This is a genomic window from Amycolatopsis methanolica 239, assembly GCF_000739085.1.
Lineage (GTDB): Bacteria > Actinomycetota > Actinomycetes > Mycobacteriales > Pseudonocardiaceae > Amycolatopsis_E > Amycolatopsis_E methanolica.
This window is the reverse complement of record NZ_CP009110.1, coordinates 2,330,106-2,348,957: the sequence shown is the minus strand read 5'-3', so window position 1 is coordinate 2,348,957 and position 18,852 is coordinate 2,330,106. Positions and strand designations below refer to the sequence as shown.

20 protein-coding genes are annotated in these 18,852 nt (G+C 72.1%); 5 read left to right on the top strand and 15 right to left on the bottom strand.

Annotation, left to right across the window (positions count from 1 at the left end; all coding sequences use genetic code 11):
• Positions 1 to 18 precede the first annotated feature (18 nt).
• Positions 19 to 837, top strand: coding sequence for an endonuclease/exonuclease/phosphatase family protein (locus AMETH_RS11240; RefSeq protein WP_017981560.1), 819 nt, complete (start codon positions 19 to 21; stop codon positions 835 to 837).
• A gap of 285 nt (positions 838 to 1,122) precedes the next feature.
• On the opposite strand, the gene AMETH_RS11235 is transcribed toward AMETH_RS11240, so the two are convergent.
• Positions 1,123 to 1,863: a GAF and ANTAR domain-containing protein gene (locus AMETH_RS11235; RefSeq protein ID WP_017981559.1), complete on the bottom strand. Its 741-nt coding sequence runs from the start codon at positions 1,861 to 1,863 to the stop codon at positions 1,123 to 1,125.
• A gap of 182 nt (positions 1,864 to 2,045) precedes the next feature.
• Between AMETH_RS11235 and AMETH_RS11230 the strand changes: the two genes are divergently transcribed.
• Positions 2,046 to 2,390, top strand: a complete 345-nt coding sequence (locus tag AMETH_RS11230) for an STAS domain-containing protein (protein WP_017981558.1) — start codon at positions 2,046 to 2,048, stop codon at positions 2,388 to 2,390.
• Positions 2,391 to 2,394: 4 nt separating this feature from the next.
• Here the strand turns inward: AMETH_RS11230 and AMETH_RS11225 are convergent, their stop codons facing one another.
• The 5 genes from AMETH_RS11225 to AMETH_RS11205 all read right to left on the bottom strand — a co-directional run bounded on the left by AMETH_RS11225 (position 2,395) and on the right by AMETH_RS11205 (position 7,598).
• On the bottom strand, positions 2,395 to 3,150 hold the full coding sequence (locus tag AMETH_RS11225; RefSeq protein ID WP_017981557.1) for a GAF and ANTAR domain-containing protein: 756 nt from the start codon (positions 3,148 to 3,150) through the stop codon (positions 2,395 to 2,397).
• 277 nt (positions 3,151 to 3,427) lie between these two features.
• A complete protein-coding gene (locus AMETH_RS11220; protein WP_017981556.1) occupies positions 3,428 to 4,423 on the bottom strand; it encodes an LLM class flavin-dependent oxidoreductase in 996 nt (331 codons plus the stop codon).
• 20 nt (positions 4,424 to 4,443) lie between these two features.
• Positions 4,444 to 4,731 carry an ArsR/SmtB family transcription factor gene (locus tag AMETH_RS11215; protein WP_156131652.1) on the bottom strand — a complete coding sequence of 96 codons (288 nt, stop codon included), beginning with the start codon at positions 4,729 to 4,731 and terminating at the stop codon, positions 4,444 to 4,446.
• Between the two features lie 108 nt (positions 4,732 to 4,839).
• Entirely contained in the window at positions 4,840 to 5,844 is a 1,005-nt protein-coding gene (gene fgd / locus AMETH_RS11210; RefSeq protein ID WP_017981554.1) for a glucose-6-phosphate dehydrogenase (coenzyme-F420), read from the bottom strand.
• Between the two features lie 59 nt (positions 5,845 to 5,903).
• Positions 5,904 to 7,598 (bottom strand): AMP-binding protein, encoded by a 1,695-nt coding sequence (locus AMETH_RS11205; protein WP_017981553.1) that lies wholly within the window; start codon positions 7,596 to 7,598, stop codon positions 5,904 to 5,906.
• A gap of 141 nt (positions 7,599 to 7,739) precedes the next feature.
• Here AMETH_RS11205 and AMETH_RS11200 point away from each other — a divergent pair, with 141 nt between their 5' ends.
• Positions 7,740 to 9,071, top strand: a complete 1,332-nt coding sequence (locus AMETH_RS11200; RefSeq protein WP_017981552.1) for an MFS transporter — start codon at positions 7,740 to 7,742, stop codon at positions 9,069 to 9,071.
• A gap of 36 nt (positions 9,072 to 9,107) precedes the next feature.
• Here the strand turns inward: AMETH_RS11200 and AMETH_RS11195 are convergent, their stop codons facing one another.
• From AMETH_RS11195 to AMETH_RS11160, 8 genes are all read right to left on the bottom strand, one after another.
• Positions 9,108 to 9,917: a LuxR C-terminal-related transcriptional regulator gene (locus AMETH_RS11195; protein WP_017981551.1), complete on the bottom strand. Its 810-nt coding sequence runs from the start codon at positions 9,915 to 9,917 to the stop codon at positions 9,108 to 9,110.
• A gap of 132 nt (positions 9,918 to 10,049) precedes the next feature.
• Positions 10,050 to 11,036 (bottom strand): transketolase family protein, encoded by a 987-nt coding sequence (locus tag AMETH_RS11190; RefSeq protein ID WP_017981550.1) that lies wholly within the window; start codon positions 11,034 to 11,036, stop codon positions 10,050 to 10,052.
• On the bottom strand, positions 11,033 to 11,893 hold the full coding sequence (locus AMETH_RS11185; RefSeq protein ID WP_017981549.1) for a transketolase: 861 nt from the start codon (positions 11,891 to 11,893) through the stop codon (positions 11,033 to 11,035). The genes AMETH_RS11190 and AMETH_RS11185 overlap by 4 nt, the downstream gene beginning before the upstream one ends.
• Before the next feature lie 50 nt (positions 11,894 to 11,943).
• A complete protein-coding gene (locus tag AMETH_RS11180; protein WP_017981548.1) occupies positions 11,944 to 12,627 on the bottom strand; it encodes a GntR family transcriptional regulator in 684 nt (227 codons plus the stop codon).
• A 23-nt stretch (positions 12,628 to 12,650) separates the two neighbouring features.
• A complete protein-coding gene (locus tag AMETH_RS11175) occupies positions 12,651 to 13,115 on the bottom strand; it encodes a ribose-5-phosphate isomerase (RefSeq protein ID WP_017981547.1) in 465 nt (154 codons plus the stop codon).
• On the bottom strand, positions 13,112 to 14,785 hold the full coding sequence (locus AMETH_RS11170; RefSeq protein ID WP_017981546.1) for a dihydroxyacetone kinase family protein: 1,674 nt from the start codon (positions 14,783 to 14,785) through the stop codon (positions 13,112 to 13,114). Before AMETH_RS11170 ends, AMETH_RS11175 begins: the two co-directional genes overlap by 4 nt.
• A 14-nt stretch (positions 14,786 to 14,799) precedes the next feature.
• On the bottom strand, positions 14,800 to 15,573 hold the full coding sequence (locus AMETH_RS11165) for an SDR family NAD(P)-dependent oxidoreductase (protein WP_017981545.1): 774 nt from the start codon (positions 15,571 to 15,573) through the stop codon (positions 14,800 to 14,802).
• A 23-nt stretch (positions 15,574 to 15,596) separates the two neighbouring features.
• Positions 15,597 to 16,409: a sugar phosphate isomerase/epimerase family protein gene (locus tag AMETH_RS11160; RefSeq protein WP_026153010.1), complete on the bottom strand. Its 813-nt coding sequence runs from the start codon at positions 16,407 to 16,409 to the stop codon at positions 15,597 to 15,599.
• 187 nt (positions 16,410 to 16,596) lie between these two features.
• On the opposite strand from AMETH_RS11160, the gene AMETH_RS11155 reads away from it, so the two are divergent.
• Together AMETH_RS11155 and AMETH_RS11150 are read left to right on the top strand one after the other, a co-directional pair.
• A complete protein-coding gene (locus AMETH_RS11155; protein WP_017981543.1) occupies positions 16,597 to 17,940 on the top strand; it encodes an MFS transporter in 1,344 nt (447 codons plus the stop codon).
• 59 nt (positions 17,941 to 17,999) lie between these two features.
• On the top strand, positions 18,000 to 18,191 hold the full coding sequence (locus tag AMETH_RS11150) for a tautomerase family protein (RefSeq protein ID WP_017981542.1): 192 nt from the start codon (positions 18,000 to 18,002) through the stop codon (positions 18,189 to 18,191).
• A 93-nt stretch (positions 18,192 to 18,284) separates the two neighbouring features.
• Here the strand turns inward: AMETH_RS11150 and AMETH_RS41405 are convergent, their stop codons facing one another.
• Positions 18,285 to 18,821, bottom strand: a complete 537-nt coding sequence (locus AMETH_RS41405) for a TetR/AcrR family transcriptional regulator (RefSeq protein ID WP_017981541.1) — start codon at positions 18,819 to 18,821, stop codon at positions 18,285 to 18,287.
• Between the last annotated feature and the right edge of the window lie 31 nt (positions 18,822 to 18,852).

Genomic DNA, 18,852 nt, shown 5'->3' with positions numbered 1-18,852 from the left:
GCGGCCGAAGATCGCCGGGTGCGCAGAACACTGGCGATCGTGCTGATGCTGAGCGGAATCCTGCTGACCTCGGTGGCGCCCGCGAACGCGAGCGAGCCGCGGCAGCGGGTGTTGTCCGTGCTGAGTTTCAACATCCACCACGCGCAGGGCACCGACGACGTGCTCGACCTCGCGCGCGTGGCCGGGGTGATCCGGGACAGCGGCGCCGACGTGGTCGGGCTGCAGGAGGTGGACCGGCACTACTCGGCGCGCAGCGAGTGGGCCGACCAGGCCACCGAGCTCGCCCGGATGCTCGGCTACCACGTGGTGTTCGGCGCGAACATCGACCGGGACCCGCCCGCCGCGGGCAGCCCGCGGATCCAGTACGGCACCGCGATCCTGTCCCGCTACCCGATCACCGCGTGGGACAACACGCACCTGTTCCGGTCGCCGAACCAGGAGCAGCGCGGGCTGCTGCACGCGGTGCTGGACGTGCGCGGGGTGGCGGTGCACGTGTACGACACGCACCTGGCGGCCAGCTCCCAGGTGGACCGGCTGGAGCAGACCCGGCAGATCACGGAGTTGATCGGCGGCGCCACGCCGGCGGTGCTCGTGGGCGACCTGAACGCGCTCCCAGAGGCCCCGGAGATCGCGACGCTGAACACGGCCTTCACCGACGTGTGGCCGGCGTCCGGGAAGGGCGCGGGCGCGACGTACCCGGCGGAGGCGCCGGACCGGAGGATCGACTACATCTACGCGTCACGTTCGGTGTCACCGCTGGTTTCGCGGGTGCTGGACGGGGATCCCGTCGCGTCGGACCACCTGCCGCTGATGAGCCGCCTGCTCGTGCGGCACTGAGACACGCGCCTGCTTCAGCAGCGGATCGCCGATTTCAGCGGTGTCTCGGTTTTGAACGGCGCGGCCGGCACATGCCGGTCCCGAGGCGAACGGTCAGCGGACGGCCGGCGCCCGCCAGCCGGCCCACGGTCGCGCCTTGGCCGGGCAACCGCATCGAAACGGACGCCCCCGACATCTCCGACAGCGGCCGGCAGTTGCGCACTAGCCGGCGAAGCCCGCCCGGTGGACTTCCCAGCGCCTCCCGCTGTGCCGGCACCCCTCACCGCCGGGAGACCGGCCCGACGGTCAGCGGGACTCCAGCACCTCCGCCAGCCGGCCCCCGTGGTGCGCCGTCACCAGCGCCGCGGCCACGTCGCGCAGCTTCACGTTCCGCTGCTGCGACATCCGCTTCAGCGCGGCGAGCGCCTCGTGCGCGGTCTCGTGGTCGTGGTGCATCAGCAGGCCCTGCGCCTGCGCGATGACCGTCCGCGTGCGCAGCGCCGTCTGCACGTGCCCCAGCAGGCGGATGTTGTCGTGGTAGAGCGCGCTGTTGTCGAACGCCACGCCCGCGTGGAGGGTGAACAACAGCGCCAAGTCGTGCGAATCGTCGCCGAAGCGGCCGCGCTCCGCGGACAGCACGCTGAACGCCGCGCCGGACTCGGCGCCGGGCAGTGGCAGCGTCAGCGCGCTGCCGAACCCGTGCCGGCGCAGGTGCGCGCTGTAGGCGGGCCACCGCTCGTCCGTCGCCGTGTCGTCCACCCGCCGCGGTTCGCGGTAGGTCACCGCCTCAATGACCGGGTCCGGGCCGGACCCGTCGCTCGGCGGCTCCGGCAACGGCTTGCCGGCTGCCGCGAGCACTTCGGCCGTCCCCGCCGCCGTGCGGACCGTGATGGCCGCGCGGTCGCAGCCCGGCAGCAGCGCGCAGGCCCGCGCCACGTAGCGGGACAGGGTCGAGGTGACGTCGTCGTCGTCCACCAGCCTGCCGATCTCGGCGAGCTCCTGCGCGATCGTGAGCACCGCGGGAGCGGACAGGAGCGATTCGCTCATGACACCTCGTCTCTTCCCCCGAGCTTGCCGGTCCTCGTCACGCAAGCCTAGCCGCGTCATGGGGTAGGGTCGGTTGCGTCACGGTTATACAAGCAGCTGTGGCTCGCCAGTTCCCGTCGGCAGCGCGGTTGTCCGTGTCCTGCCCTGTTTCGCGAGCCCACGAGCTTGCCCCAGGAGATCCAGTGACGAACCTGAAAGTGGAGTGGACGTACCGGCCGGACGCGCTCGTCGTGACTGTGACGGGTGAAATCGACGCCGGAACCGTCGTCCGCCTGCGGGAGGGGCTGGGGGCGGCCCGTGCGGGCGCGCCGGTGCCCCCGCCGCCCACGCTGGTGCTCGACCTCCTGCGCGTCGGGTTCCTCGACTCGGGCGGCCTCGCGCTGCTGGTCGAGGTTTCGCGGGAGTGCGAGGCCGCCGGTCAGGAGCTGGTCCTGGTCTGCACGAGCCGCCCGGTGCTGCACCCGCTCGAGCTGACCGGGCTGGACCGGGTCTTCACGATCGCCCCTGCTGTGCCGCCGGCGGCCTGACACCTCAGTTGGGCAGGCTGTCGTCCGGGTCCACCACGTGCCCGGAGTGCTCGGCGACGAACCGCGCCGAAATGGTGTGCAGCTTGACGTTCTCCCGCTGGGACTGCCCCACCAGGAGCTTGAACGCCTCGTCGGCGCTGATCCGTCTCGCCGCCATCAAAATGCCCTTGGCCTGCTCGATGACCCCGCGCGTGCGCATCGCCGCGCGCAGCTGGCGCACCTGTTCCTGGGTGCGCAGCGCGCGTCTGGACAGGTGCAGCACCGTGTCCACGACCGTCGCGTACAGCTCCAGGTACTTCTGGTCGACGTCGCGGAATCCGTGCTCGCCGAACCCGAACAGGTTGATCGCGCCCATCGCCTGGTCGCGCACCTGCAGCGGCGAAGCCAGGTAGCTGGCCACCCCGTGCTCGGCCGCGACGGCGGAGAACCCGGGCCACAACTCCCGCGCCGTGCCGACCTCGACCCGGACCACCTGCCCGCTGCGCGCCGCGCGCAGGCACGGGCCGTCGTCCTCGTCGTACTGCGCCGCGTCGATCCGCGTGGCGCGGTCGTCGGTCGAAGCCGCCGACCGCGCGCCGGAATCGTCGAGCACCGTGATCGACGCCATGTCGGCCCCGGGCACCACGCGCACGACCTGCTCGCAGACCACCCGCAGCAGCACGTCGAAGTCGTCGGTGTTCCCGACCGTGCCGGCCAGTTCCTCGAGTGCACGGGTCACCTCGTCGAGGTGTGCGAGCTGGCCTGCCGCACCGTCACTCATCCTGGTCGTGTCCCTTCCTGGCAACCATCGATATCACCCGGCCGCACGGCGGGCGGATCGCAGGTCAGGAGCGGGTGCGGCGCGACGCTGAATCCGGGCTGCGCCAGGCGGAACCGCGGCTCGCCAAGGGCTGGGTGCGAAGATCCCGGCCGGAGCTCCTAGGCGTAGTGCGTCGGGGGTTGTTGACACGGGTGATGGGTGGTTGGGCGGTGTGGGCGCGGTGGTGGTTGTGACTTCCACCTGCTGCGGCGCCACCGGCCGCCCCGCCGCGACACGCTCAACCAGCAACCGCCGCCATGGCGTCGGCCGTCAGCTCCACCGACCGGACCCGGTCCGCGATGTCGTGCGCGTGGTGCGCCAGGATCAGCTCGTCGGCCTGGGCTTCGGTCGCGAAGTCGGCCAGGTAGGCGCGCACCTCGTCGGGAGTGCCGACCGCGGTGTAGCGCGTCATCGACGCCAGGCCGCGGCCCCGCGGCGAGGCCAGGAACGCGTCGATTTCCGCGTCGGTGAAATTCGCACCCGAGCGGCCCTGCGACAGCATCGCCCGGGTGCGCGCCCGGTACGCCACCGACCGCTGGGCCTCGGCCTCGTCGTGGTCCTCCGCCGCGAACACGTTCGCCCCGGCGATCACGTACGGCTCGGCCAGCTGCTCGGACGGCTGGAACCGTTCGCGGTACAGCGAGACGGCCTGGTGCAGCGAGTCCGGCGCGAAGTGCGACGCGAACGCGTACGGCAGCCCGAGCTGCGCGGCCAGCTGCGCCCCGAACAGCGACGAGCCCAGGATGTAGAGCGGCACCACGCCCTCGGCCCGGGGCACCGACCGCACGCCCTGCACCGCCTTGCCGCTCAGGTACGCCTGCAGCTCCAGCACGTCCTGCGGGAACGAATCCGCCGACATCGGGTCGCGCCGCAGCGCCACCATCGTCTGCTGGTCGCTGCCGGGCGCCCGGCCGAGCCCCAGGTCGATGCGCCCGGGGAACAGGGTCTCCAGCGTGCCGAACTGCTCGGCGATCACCAGCGGCGAGTGGTTGGGCAGCATGATCCCGCCCGCGCCGAGCCGGATGGTCGACGTGTGCTCGGCGACGTGCCCGATCACCACGCTCGTCGCGCTGGAGGCGATGGAGGCCATGTTGTGGTGCTCGGCGTACCAGACCCGCCGGTAACCGGCGCGCTCGGCGGCCTGCGCGAGCGCCACGCTGGCCGCGAAGCTCTCGCGCGCGGTCTGGCCGGGCGCGATCGGCGCGAGGTCCAGTACGGACAGGACTGGGGACATGACGGCTCACCTTTTCCGGGTCACAGGTCGCGGTGCAGTCGCTCGGTGAAGGCGCGGATGCGGTCCTCGTCGCGCCGGTAGTAGGTCCACTGGCCCTGCCGCGTGGCCAGCAGGAACCCGGCGCGCTGCAGGATGGCCAGGTGCGCCGAGACCGTCGACGCGGACGTGCCTGCCTTCTGCTGGATCAGGCCCACGCACACCCCCAGCCCGGCCGTGTCCGCCGCCGGGAAGCTCGTCGCCGGGTCCTTGAGCCACTCCAGAATGCGCAGCCGCGTCTCGTTCGCCAGGGCCTTGCACTCAGGGAGCACCCACACCGTCCTTCGACATTTCGCTAATTCCCGAAATTACTCCCGCCGACGAGGGGCCCGCACCATGACGCCGCTCACGGACACGCGGTCCGTGAGCGGCGCGCGGGTTCAGCCCAGTGCGCGCAGCCGCGGCAGGACGTCCTCGGCGAACTGCGTCAGGAACCGCTCCTGGTCGTGGCCGGGGCCGTGGAACACGAGGTGGTTCAGGCCCGCGTCCAGGTACGGCTTGATCTGCGCGACGGCCTCGTCCGGGTCCGACGCCACGATCCACCGCTTGGCGATCTGCTCGATCGGCAGCTCGTCGGCCAGCCGCTCCATCTCCTCGGCCGAGGACACGCTGTGCTTCTGCTCCGGGGTCAGCGACAGCGGCGCCCAGAACCGGGTGTTCTCCAGAGCCTTGGCGTGGTCCCGGTCGTAGGACATCTTGATCTCGATCATCTTGTCGATGCCGGCGACGTCCCGCTCCGCCGCGGCCGCGCCCTCGGCGACCGCCGGCATCAGCTTGTCGTTGTAGAGCTCCATGCCCTTGCCCGAGGTGCAGATGAAGCCGTCCCCGGCCCGGCCCGCGTACTTCGCCACCACCGGGCCACCGGCGGCCACGTACACCGGCACCGGCTGCTCCGGCCGGTCGTAGATCTTGGCGTTGACCAGCGTGTAGTACTCGCCCTCGAACGACACGTTGTCGCTGGTCCACAGCTCGCGCATCAGCTTGATCGCCTCACGCAACCGCGCGAACCGCTCCTTGAACTCCGGCCACTCCCGGCCGGACACCGCGATCTCGTTGAGCGCCTCACCCGTGCCCACACCGAGGATGACCCGCCCGCCCGACAGCAGCGACATCGTCGCGAACGCCTGCGCGATCACCGCCGGGTTGTACCGGAACGTCGGGGTCAGCACGCTCGTCCCGATCTGCACCCGGTTCGTCCGCTCCGCCACCGCCGACATCCACGACAACGCGAACGGCGCATGCCCGCCCTCGTGCCGCCACGGCAGGAAGTGGTCGGACACCATCACCGAGTCCAGGCCCAGCTCCTCGGCCCGCACGGCATACTCGACCAGATCCCGCGGACCGAACTGCTCCGCCGAGGCCTTGTAGCCGACTTTCAGACCCACGTTCGTCCTCCCTCACACTGGTTGCTCACCTCCAACCTACTGCGCTCGGGAGGGTCCGCTCAGCCGCGCAGGTCCGGGAACTGGTCGTCGCGCCACTCCGCGGGGCTGCCGGTGCCCAGCTCGTCCTCGCGGGACCGCAGCTCGACGCGCCGGATCTTGCCGGAGATCGTCTTGGGCAGCTCGAAGAATTCGAGCCGCCGCACCCGCTGCCACGGCGCGAGGTTCTCGCGAGCGTGCCGCAGGATCGACAGCGCGGTCTCCTTGGTCGGCTCGTGGCCGGGCGCGAGCGCGACGTAGGCCTTGGGCACCGCCAGCCGCACCGGGTCCGGCGCGGGCACGACCGCCGCCTCGGCCACCGCCGGGTGCTCGATCAGGACCGACTCCAGTTCGAACGGGCTGATCTTGTAGTCGCTGGCCTTGAACACGTCGTCGGTGCGGCCGATGTAGGTGATGTAGCCCTCGGCGTCGATCGTCGCCACGTCGCCGGTGTGGTAGTAGCCGCCCGCCATCGCCTCGGTGTTGCGCTCGGGGTCGCCGCGGTAGCCGGTCATCAGGTTCACCGGCGAGCGGGACAGGTCCAGGCAGATCTCGCCCTCGCCGGGGCCGGTCAGCGGCTGCCCGCTCGCCGGGTCGACCAGCACGACCGGCACCCCGGGCAGGGCGCGGCCCATCGACCCGGCCTTGACCGCCGAGCCCGGCGTGTTGCCGACCTGCGCGGTCGTCTCGGTCTGCCCGAAGCCGTCCCGGATCGTCAGCCCCCACGCTCGCCGGACTTGCTCGATCACCTCCGGGTTGAGTGGTTCGCCCGCTCCGATGACCTCGCGCAGCGCGGACGGCCGCTCACCGAGGTCGGCGTTGATCAGCATGCGCCACACCGTGGGCGGGGCGCAGAATGAGGAGACCTCGCGCTTGCGCAGCTGCTCCAGCAGGGCGGCGGCGTCGAAGCGGCGGTAGTTGTAGACGAAGATCGTCGCCTCCGCGATCCACGGCGCGAAGAAGCACGACCACGCGTGCTTGGCCCAGCCCGGCGAGGAGATGTTGAGGTGCACGTCGCCCGGCCGCAGCCCGAGGAAGTACATCGTGGACAGATGCCCGACCGGGTAGGACACCTGGGTGTGCTCGACCAGCTTCGGCCGGGACGTGGTGCCCGAGGTGAAGTACAGCAGCAGCGGGTCGCCGGGCGCGGTGCCCGGGTGCCCGACCGGGACGTGCGGCGCGTCCGCGGCCTCGCGCAGGTCGGCCCACCCGTCCGCGGCGCCCACGCTGATTCGGGTGTAGCCGCCGGGCACGTCGGCGAACTTGCCGGTGTCGGCGGCGTTGCAGATGACGAACTCGGCGCCGCTGCGGGTGATCCGGTCGGTCAGGTCGGCCGGTCCGACGGCGCTGGTGGTCGGCAGGATCACCGCGCCCAGCTTCATGATCGCCAGCATCGACTCCCACAGCTCGACCTGGTTGCCGAGCATCAGCAGCACCGGAACGCCGCGGCGCACGCCCCGCTCGCGCAGCCACCCGGCCAGCCGGTCCGAGGCTCGGGACATCTCCGCGAAGGACCGCTGCGTGGTGGTGCCGTCCTCCTCGGCGATCACCAGCGCGGGCCGGTCGTTGTCGCGTGCGATCGCGTCGAACCAGTCCACCGCCCAGTTGAACCGCTCCCCCAGCTCGGGCCAGTGGAACTCGGCCACGGCGCGGGCGTGGTCCTCCCGCAGCGCCACCAGCTGGTCCCTGCTCGCACGGTAGGCATCGGTCGCGTTCACCGCTTCGTGTCCTTTCGCTCGGGCTGCCCGACATCATGCATTCGGCCGCCGCCGGGGCGATACCCACGGATGGGGGTAGCGCCCGTTTTGTCCATACCGGACGATTCCTGGCCAGTGATCCCTCAACGACGAGGAGAACCCGTGTCGAGCCAGACCCCGGCGGTCCCGATGCGCAAGGTGGCCGTGGCCAGCTGCGCCGGGACGACCATCGAGTACTACGACTTCTTCATCTACGGCACCGCGGCCGCGCTGGTGTTCCCGAAGGTGTTCTTCCCCGCGCTGGGCGCGACGGCCGGGACCGTGGCCGCGTTCGCCACGTTCGCCGTCGCGTTCGTCGCCCGGCCGGTCGGCGCGATCCTCTTCGGACACTTCGGCGACCGGATCGGCCGCAAGCGCACCCTGATCTCCACGCTGCTGCTGATGGGCATCGCCACCGTCCTCATCGGACTGCTGCCCGGCGCGGCGACGATCGGGGTGGCCGCGCCGATCATCCTGGTCGTGCTGCGGTTCGCGCAGGGGCTCGCGGTCGGCGGCGAGTGGGCCGGGGCGACGCTGCTGACCGCGGAGTACGCGCCACCGGCCAAGCGCGGCCTGTACGCGGTGTTCCCGCAGCTGGGCCCCGCGATCGCGTTCGCGTTGTCCAGCGGCACGTTCCTGGTGACGAACCTTGTGATGGGTGACGCTGACGCCGCGTTCCTGGACTACGGCTGGCGGGTGCCGTTCCTGGTGAGCATCCTGCTCGTGGCCGTCGGTTTCTACGTGCGGATGAGCATCGCCGAGACCCCGGCGTTCGTCGCCGCGGGCGGCACCGCCGGCCTGGACCGCCCGAAGCGGCTGCCGTTCTTCGAGGCGCTGCGCAAGCAGCCGCGGGAGATCCTGCTGTCGGCCGGTTCCCTGACGATGCTGTTCGCGTTCTTCTACATGGGGACCACGTACCTGACCAGCTACGGCACGAGCAAGACCGGGGCGGGGCTGACACGGCCGGTGGTGCTGGGCATCGGCATCGCGGCCGCGGTCGCGTTCGGGATCGTCATCGTGGTCGCCGGGGTGCTGTCGGACCGGCTCGGACGGCGGCGGGTCATCGTCTACTCGTCCGCGCTCGGCGTGGTGTGGTCGCTGGCGCTGTTCCCGTTGCTGGACACCGGCAGCCCGGTCGCGTTCGCGGTCGGCGTCCTGGTCACGCTGATGATCTTCGCGGTGGCGTACGGGCCGGCCGGCTCGTACCTGCCGGAGCTGTTCCAGACCCGCTTCCGCTACACCGGCGCGGGCCTGAGCTACAACCTGGCGGGTGTCCTGGGCGGCGCGATCCCGCCGCTGGTGGCGCCCGGTCTGACCGCGAGCTTCGGCAGCATCGCGGTCGGCGTGATGCTCGCGGTGACGGGGCTGATCTCGCTGGTGTCCACGCTGGCGCTGAAGGAGACCCGCGGCACCGCGATGACGGCCGGGCAGGCCAGCGAAGCGACCGTGGCCTGAGCCGGGGGCCGGTGGCGCCGCGCGGCGCCACCGGCCTCAGGGCAGCAGCATCAGCCGGCGCGCCTTGACGACGGCTTCGTGGCGGGTGTGGGCGTCCAGCTTGCGCATGACCGAACCGAGGTAGGCCTTCACGGTCTCCCGCGACAGGGACAGCCGTTGCGCGACCTCGCCGTTGGTGAAGCCGAGGGCGACCTGGGCGAGCACGTCGGTCTCCCGGGCGGACAGACGCACCCGCGGGCACTGCACGGGTTTGCCCTCGCCGAGGTCGACGAGCCGTTGCGCGGCCGCGTAGAGCCGGCGGCGCGCCTCGGGATCCGGCAGCGCACCGGCGATGGCCCGCAGCTCGGAGTGCACCGAGCGCAGCTCCTCGCGGGTGGCCCCGGGGGACAGCGAGTCGAGGCGGGCGGTCAGCTCGTCGCGCTCGCTCAGCTCACGCGCCAGGCGCTTGCCGGACTCCATCAAGGCGTCGCGGACGCGGTCGCCGAACGTCACCGGCCGCCGCACCGCGCCGTACAGCACGGCGCGGCAGCGACCGCCGGCCCGGACGGGCACGGCGATGATCGACGCCAGGCCCTCGGCGAGCACCGGGCGGTCGTAGTCGTGGGTGATGGTGCGGGCGCTGCCGTAGTCGCTGACGGCAATCGGCCGGCCCTGCATCAGCACGCGGCCGCCGAGGCCGGCGCCGGGCAGGACGTCCAGGTTGTGCAGCGAGGTCGTGCGTGTCCCGACGAAGCCGGACAGCCGCAGCCGGCCGTCGACCACCTCGCCGCCGAACACGACGGGCAGACCCGCCACGCGGGCGGCGCCCTCCAATTCGACATGCAGCACCGAGCGGGCGTCAGACATCGGCGTCCGTCCTCCTCGCACCACACCATCGTCGGTCGCCCCACGGTACCCGCGTGACCTGGGCACGTCGACTCCCGCGCGGTGGCGCTACCCCCGTCCGGGGGTAGCGCACGGCGTTCAACGGAGGTGGCCTCAGCCCAGCTCGGCGAGCACCCGCTCCACCACGCGGTCCGTGGCCAGCCCGTACCGGTCGTGCAGCGTGGGCAGCGCTCCGGCGGCCAGGAACTCGTCCGGCAGTGCGACCGGCACGATGCGGCCGGACACCCCGGCCCGCGCCGCGGCGGAGGCCACCGTTTCGAACAGTCCGCCGACCACCGTGTGGTTCTCCAGCGTCACCGCGAGCCGGTCGCCGGCGATCTCCCGCAGCACGGTCGCCGAGTCGAACGGCTTGATCGTCGGCGTGTGCACGACGGCCACGTCGACCTTGTGCGCGGCCAGCTTCTCCGCCGCCTGCAGCGCGCGCATCGTCATCAGTCCACTGGAGACGAACACGACGTCGTTGCCGCCGCGCAGCACCTTCGCCTTGCCGAGCTGGAAGGAGTAGTCGTACTCGTCCAGCACCGTCGGCACCTTGCCGCGCAGCAGCCGCAGGTACGTCGGGCCCTCGCACGCGGCCAGCTGCGGCACGGCCTGCTCGATGTCGACCGAGTCGCACGGGTCCACGATCGTCAGGTTCGGCATGCCGCGGAAGATCGCGATGTCCTCGGTGGCCTGGTGGCTCGGCCCGTATCCGGTGGTCAGACCGGGCAGGCCGCCGACCACGTTGACGTTGAGGTTCGGCTCGGCGATGTCCAGGCACAGGAAGTCGTACGCACGCCGCGCCGCGAACACCGAGTAGGTGGACGCGAACGGCACCAGCCCGACCTCGGCCATGCCCGCCGCGGCGCCGAGCAGCAGCTGCTCGGCCATGCCCATCTGGAAGAACCGGTCCGGGTGGGCCTGCGCGAAGACGTGCATGTCGGTGTATTTGCCGAGGTCGGCGGTCAGCCCGACGACCCGGGTGTCCTGCTCGGCGAGCGCGGCCAGCGCGTGCCCGAACGGCGCGCTCGTCGTCTTCTGGGCGGGGTCGGCGAACGACGCGATCATCGCCGACGTGGTCAGCCGCTTGGTGGTGGTCACGCCCGCGCTCCTTCGTCCAGCTGCCCGCGGCAGATGTCCCACTCGTGCTCGTCGATGCGCATGAAGTGCGCCTTCTCCCTGGTCTCCAGCAGCGGCACGCTCCGGCCGATGCGGGTGTCGCACAGCAGCACCGACGGCTGCCCGTCCGGCCGCGCCCGCTCGGCGATCTCGTCGAACGCGGCGAGCAGGGCGGGGATGTCGTTGCCGTCCACGCGGCGGACGAACCAGCCCGCGGCCGCCCACTTGTCCACGACCGGCTCGGTGCGCAGCACGCCGGCGGTGGAGCCGTCGGCCTGCAGCGCGTTGATGTCGACCATCGCGGTGAGCAGCCCGAGCCAGTGGTGCGCGGCGCCCATCGCGGCCTCCCACGTGGAGCCCTCGTCGAGCTCGCCGTCGGAGAGGAAGTTGAACACCCGCGACGCGGAGCCCCGCAGCCGCAGGCCGAGCGCCATGCCGACGGCGACGGTCAGCCCGTGGCCCAGCGAACCGCCGGAGATCTCCATGCCCGGCGTGTAGGTCGCCATGCCCGACATCGGTAGGCGCGAGTCGTCCGAGCCGTAGGTCTCCAGCTCCTCGACCGGCACGACCCCGGCCTCGGCCAGCGCCGCGTACAGCCCGATGGCGTAGTGCCCGGTGGACAGCAGGAACCGGTCACGCTCCGGCCACTCCGGGTCCGCCGGCCGCAGCCGCAGCTGGTCGGTGTAGACGGTGGCGAGCAGGTCGGCGGCGCCGAGCGCCTGCCCGACGTAGCCCTGGCCCTGGGCCTCGCCCATGTTCAGGATGTGGTGCCGCATGCGGTGGGCCGCCGCGGCGACGCGGTCGGCACGGGTGGCCGACGGCGCGATCGATGCAGTCATGGATTGCGTCGCTTTCGTGATCCGGGCGGGAACACGCCCGGGAGGAAGAGTCAGTTCTCGCCGGTGATCTCGATGCGCGGGCGGGTGCGCACGGTGCCGAACAGCAGGGCCTGCGCGGTGGCGACCATGTGCTCGGAGATCACGCTCTGCGTCTTGACCGGGTCACCGGACTCGATCGCCGTGACGATCTCCAGGTGGCGGCCCGGGCTCATGTTGGACAGGGCGCGTTCCAGGCCGCGGTACATGATGCACATGCGGATCGGGCCTTCGAGGAGCTTCCACGAGCGCACCAGCGCGTCGTTGTCGGTCAGCTCGACCAGCAGCTCGTGGAAGGCGAGGTCGGCCTCGATCTGGGCCTCCAGCGACACCCGGGTGGCGCGCGCCATCCGGTCGACCGCGGCCCGCAGGCGGCGGCAGTGCTCCTCGCGGTAGTAGCTCGCCGCCAGCGTCTCGCCGGCCAGCGCCTCCAGCGCCGCCCGGACGGTGAAGGTGTTGATGATGTCCTTCTCGCTGATCAGCCGGACCGTGACGCGGCCGCGCTCGCCGTATTCGACGAGCCCCTCCTGCTGGAGCTGCCGGAGGGCCTCGCGGAGGGTGCCGCGGCTGATGCCGAGCTGCTCGGAGACCTGCACCTCGCCGAGGTGGCTGCCCGGCGGGAACTCGCCGGTCGTGATGGCCTGGCGCAGCGTGTCGACAGCCATCTGCCGCAGGTTGCGGTTCGGCTCCTTCACCACGCGCGCCCTCCCCGGGCTGGTCGTCAGCACCGCTCGTACTCGCTGATCAACGATACCTTCGCCGCGCTGGCGGACCGCTCGTCGAAGGTGTATCCCAGCCACTCTGCCACGAGCCGCCGTGCCAGCTCCAGCCCGACCACCCGCTGCCCGAGCGTGAGCACCTGGCAGTTGTTGGACAGGATCGAGCGTTCGACCGAGAACGAGTCGTGCGCGGTGGTGGCCCGCACGCCGGGCACCTTGTTCGCCGACAGCGCCATCCCGATGCCGGTGCCGCACACCAGCACCGCCCGGTCGGCCTTGCCGTCGCGGATCGCCTCGCCCGCGGCGAGCCCGATCTCCGGGTAGGGCCGGTGCACGTCGTCGGCGCCGCGGTGCACGCCGAGGTCGACCACCTCGGCCACCCGCGGGTCGGCCCGCAGGTCGGCGGCGAGTTGTTCCTTGTAGTCCAGGCCGGCGTCGTCGCAGCCGACCACGATGCGGTAGTTCATCGCGTCCCTTCTCGCAGGTACTCGGAGACGGCGCGGGCGATCAGGGCCAGCGACACGGCTCCCGGGTCCGGGGTGCCGACGCTGCGCTCGGCGAGCGGGCGGGCCCGCCCCTTGCGCGGCACCAGATCAGCGGTGACGCGGGCGGCGTCTTCGGCGGCGGCCGCGGCCTGCGCCCAGGTGCCGGACGCCAGCCGCTCGCGGAACGGCACCAGCGCGTCGACCAGGGTCTTGTCGCCGGGCTCGGCGCCGCCGAGGGACATCACGCGCTCGGCGAACGCGTCCACGGCGGCGACCGCGTCGATCACGCCGTCCCCGATGACCTCGCCCGCCGCGCGCAGCCCGGCGCCCCACAGGACCCCGGACGTGCCACCGGCGCGCGCGGCCCACTCGTCACCGGCGGCGGCGAGCACGTCGCCCGCCCCCGCGCCCTGGTGCCAGGCCGCTTCCGCGGCGGTGACGGCGGCGTCGATGCCGCGGACCATGCCGCGGCCGTGGTCGCCGTCACCGGCCACCGCGTCGATCGCGCCCAGCTCGGATTCGGCTTCCCGCAACGCTTTCCGCACCGCACGCAGCCCGTCGAGCACCGCCCCGGCCACCTGCCGGGACTCCGCGGAGGCCTCGGCGAACCGCGGGGCGTCATCGGTCACCTCCGCGACGGCCTCCTCGCCGGAGTCCGCCGCGATGGCGCCGCGGCGGAACGCGGGGGTCCACGCGGGTGCGGTCCACAGCCGTTCCAGCTCGTCGTCCAGCCAGGTCACGGTCAGGGACACCCCGGCCATGTCGAGGCTGGTCACGAGCTCGCCGACCTCGGGCAGCACCAGCGTGTGGCCGGATTCGCGCAGCAGACGGCTCACGTCGGCCCACAGCACGAACAGCTCCTCGTGCTTGACCGAGCCGAGCCCGTTGAGCAGGACCGCGATCCGGTCCCCCGCCCCGGCCGGCTTCTCCGCCAGGACGCGCCGCACGAAGTCCGCGGCGAGTTCCCGCGCGGCCGTCCGCGGCACATCGCGCAGGCCGGGTTCGCCGTGGATGCCGAGCCCCAGGCCCATGTGCCCGTCCGGCACGGTGAACAGCGGGGCGTCCGCGCCGGGGAACGTGCAGCCGGCGAAGGCGGCGCCGATCGTGCGGGTCGCGTCGTTGGCCTTGCGGCCGACGCGCACGACCTCGTCGAGGTCCATGCCTTCCTCGGCGGCCGCGCCCATCACCTTGAAGACGGTGAAGTCCCCGGCGATGCCGCGGCGCTCGGCGGGCCGCTCCGCGCTGGCGATGTCGTCGGTGACCACGACGTTCTCCGCCCGGATCCCCTGCGCCCGCAGGCGTTCGGTGGCCAGGCCGAAGTTCATCACGTCACCGGCGTAGTTGCCGTAGCTGAACACGACGCCCGCGCCGGAGTGCGCCGCCCGCGCCACCGACACCGCGTCCTGCGCGGACGGCGAGGTGAACAGGTTGCCGCTCACCGCGCCGTCGGCCAGGCCGGGCCCGATGACGCCGTAGAAGGCCGGGTAGTGGCCGGATCCGCCGCCGGGCAGCACGGCCACCTTGGGCCGCGACGGCCGGCTGCGGCGGACCGCCCCGCCGGGGACGCGCCGCACGGTGTCCGCGTGCAGCTCGCAGAACCCGGCGAGCGCGTCCTCGGCGAAGGTCGCCGGATCGTTGCTGAGGTAGGTCATCGCGCTTCCCGTCCTCAGTGGAGGAACGAGCCACCGTTGATGTCGATGGTCGTGCCCTGCAGGTAACCGGCGTCCTCACTGGTGAGCCACGCGATCACCCCGGCCACGTCGGCGACGGTGGCCTGGCGGCCGATGGGGATGCTCTTGACGATCGCGGCCTCGAGCTCCTCGGTGGTGCCGACGCGGATGTCGGTGTCCACCGCGCCCGGGGCGACCGCGTTGACGGTGACCCCGGCGTCGCCCAGCTCGCGGGCCAGCGCCTTGGTGAAGCCGAGGATCGCGGCCTTCGCCGAGCTGTACGGGGTGCGGCCGAACACGCCGCCGCCCTGCTGCGCCGACACCGAGGACATGTTCACGATCCGGCCCCAGCCTGCCTTGATCAGGTCCGGCAGGAACGCCTTGGTGACCAGGTAGGTGCCGGTCGCGTTGACCGCCATCACCTTGTTCCACAGTTCGAGCGTGGTCTCCAGGAACGGCACCGGGGAGGTGATGCCGGCGATGTTGACGACCACGCCGACCGTCGGCAGCCGCCCGGCGTCGACCTCGGCGCGCACGGCCCGGTAGGCGGCGAGCACGGACGGCTCGTCGGCCACGTCGACGCCGTGCGCGAACACCGGCGCGCCGGTACCGGCGGCGATCTCGTCGGCGGCCTCCTTGGCGGCGGGCTCGTTCAGGTCGAGCACGGCCACGGCCCAGCCGTCGCGGGCGAGTCGGGCGGCGGTGGCCTTGCCGATCCCGCGGGGCGCGCCCGCCCCGGTGATCACGGCGGTGCGCTGCGTGTCAGGCATTTCGGTGTTCTCCTTCCGTGGGTTCACAGGCCGGCGATGTAGGCCGCGGCCTTCACCGCGGCGGCCGGCCGTTCGTCGTCGGTGACATCCCGGGTCTCCAGTTCCAGCGAGCTGGCGCCCTGGTAGCCGGTGGCACGCAACGCGACGAAGGTGGCCGCGAAGTCGACCACCCCGTTGCCGATGCTGTGGTTGATGTGGCCCGGGGTGGCGTCGCGCAGGTGCACGTGGGCGACGCGCCCGGCGAACCTCTCGGCGTAGGCCGCGGGGTCGCCGCCGGAGGCGACGATGTGACTGGTGTCGAGCACCAGGCCCACCGCGGGGTCGAGCCGGTCGGCCAGCCGGGCGGCCAGCTCGGTGTTCCAGCACAGGCGGTGGTAGTGCGGGGCCTCGACCCAGATGGCGACGCCGTGCCGCGCGGCGGCCTCGGCGGCTCGGTGCAGCTGCACAGCGACCAGGTCGAGGTCTTCGTCCAGCGTCGCCACTGGCTCGTGGGACTGGGCGCCGCAGGGCAGCACGAGCGCGTCGGCCCCGCAGGCCGCGGTGAGGTCGAGCAGGCGGCGCAGGTGGGCCGCCCGCTCGTCCTCGTCGTGCGGACGGTTCAGGTCACCGATGTCGCCGTTGACCGAACGGACCCGCAGACCGGAGGCCGCCACCTCGGCGGCGACGGCGCGCACCGCGTCGTCGGTGAGGTCGTACGGCACGTGGTCGCACACCCCCGGCAACGCGCCGAGGTCGGTTTCGCCGAAGCCGCACTCCGCGATGACCGCCAGCGCCACCGCCAGTGGCAGGTGCCGGAAGCTGATCGTCGAACAGCCCGGCCATCCGGTTCGTTCCATGGTCGGCAATGTTAACAGAGAAGTGTCAACAGACAAGGTTTCCGCAGAATTTGCCATAGACAGCCAGGTAGAGCGCGAAACATACTGTTGACATCACCTGAAGAGCAACGCACGATGTCCTGCATTGTTAACAGGAGGGCACTGCGGCGTACGGTCGTGGTGGCCCCTGACAGGAAGGCAATCGACAATGCGCAGCGAAGCGCTCACCATGCGCGGCCCGGTGCACGGCACGCCCGATGCGCGCCGCGTCGCGTGGGGCTCCACCGCGGGGGCCGTGATCGAGAGCTACGACTTCATCGGCTTCGGCACCGCCGCGGCGCTCTACTTCGGACACGCGTTCTTCCCCAACGCCTCACCCGTCATCGGCACGCTGTCGGCGTTCGCCACGCTCGGTGTCGGGTTCGGCGCGCGACCGATCGGCGGCATCATCGGCGGCCACCTCGGCGACAAGATCGGCCGCAAGCCGGTGCTGGTCGCGTCGCTGATCGTGATGGGACTGGCCACGTTCGCGATCGGCCTGCTACCGACGTACGAGACGGCCGGCGTGCTGGCCCCGGCGCTGCTGGTGACCGTGCGGATCATCCAGGGCGTCGCCTACGGCGCCGAGTGGGGCGGCGCGATCCTGATGACCTACGAGCACGCGCCGTGGCGCCGCAAGGGCGCGTTCACCGGCATCGTGCAGGCCGGCTTCCCGATCGGGCTGCTCCTGGCGAACCTGGTGTTCCTGGTGTCGGTGAACCTGTCCGGCGACTGGGCGTGGCGGGTGCCGTTCCTGGCCAGCCTGATCCTGGTCATCGTCGGGCTCGTCGTGCGCGCCAAGGTGCCGGAGTCGCCGGTGTTCGAGGACGTGCGCGACAGCGGCGACATCGTGAAGGCGCCGATCGTGCAGGTGCTGCGCGAGGACTGGCGCAACGTGCTGCGCGGCATCGGCCTGCGGATCGCCGAGACCGCGGGCTACGCGGTGGCCATCACCTACATGATCTCGTACCTGAAGTCCGAGGAGCTGGCGACCAGCGGCGAGACGATCATGGCGCTGTGCATCGCGTCGGCGGTCGGCATCGGCGCGACGATCGCGTGGGGCGGGCTGACCGACCGCATCGGACGGCGCCCGGTCTACCTGTGGGTGACGCTGTTCGGCGCGCTGTGGGCGATCCCGATGTTCCTGCTGGTCAACACGGCGTCGCTGATCGCGATCGTGGTCACCGTTCTCGTGTCGTACGCGGTGTGCCAGAACGCGCTCGCCGGCGCGCAGGGCGCCTGGTTCCCCGAGCTGTTCCAGGCCAAGACGCGCTCCTCGGGGGCGTCGCTGGCGTACCAGATCTCGGCGATGATCTCGGGGGGCACACCGTTCGTGACGACGCTGCTGTTCCTGTGGCTGAGCTGGCTCGGCCCGGCGCTGCTGTTCCTCGCCTACTCCGCGCTGGGCCTGGTGTCGGCGCTGCTGACGCGCGAGACGTGGGGCCGGGCCGAGCGGGAAACCGCGGCCCGCGCGACGGCGGAAACGCCGGCCGAACCGGTACGGCTCTCCTGACCTCCCGCGCCGGGGTCCGCGATGATGGAGCCCGGACCCCGGCACCCGAGGAGGCTGTGATGCCGTTGATCCAGGTCAGCGTGCGCGAAGGCCGTGACCCGGCGCGGATCCGCGCGCTGATCACCGCCCTGACCGAGGCGACGGTGTCGGCGCTGGACGCGCCGAAGGAGTCGGTGCGCGTGATCGTCACGGAGGTGCCCGGCAGCCACTGGGCCGCGGGCGACGTCACCCTGGACGAGAAGGACGCTTGACTCCCGCCGCCGGCGAAGGGCCCGTGGTTCACCTGTGGCCGGCCGTGGCGTACGCCGTGCTCACGCTCGGGATCATCCTGCTCTGCCGGCCAGTCACAGCCCGGCGAACAAGCGCGCCGCCGCCGCTTGCCACTCCGCCACCAGGTCCGTGCCCTCCGGGTCGCGGAGCCACTGGATCTGCAGCCCGTCCATCGCCGCCACCACCTGGCGCGCCAGCGACGCCGGGTCGGGCACGCGGCCGGACACCATGGCCGTGAACTCCGCCAGCACCCGCTCCTGCCGCGCCGCGAAGCAGGCCGCCGCGGGGTGGCCCGGCGCCAGCGATTCCGCCTGCAGCACCGAGAACAGCCGCACGATCTCCGGTTGCGTGGCGTTGCGCCGCACCAGCGCCTCGCACGCCTCGGCCAGCGAGATGTCCCGCGGCCAGCCCGTCGCGTCCGCGCCCAGCCCCAGCTGCTCCGCCAGCGACCGGAAGTCTTCGGCGTCCCGGTGGTCGAGCACGGCCAGCACCAACCCGTCCTTGGACCCGACGTGGTGCAGCAGCCCGGGCACAGTCAGCCCGCAGGCGTCGGCCACGTCTTGCATGGACAGCGCCCAGAACCCGCCCTCCCCGATCAGGCGCGTCGCCACGTCGAGGATCTGCCGTCGCCGAGCAGGCGGC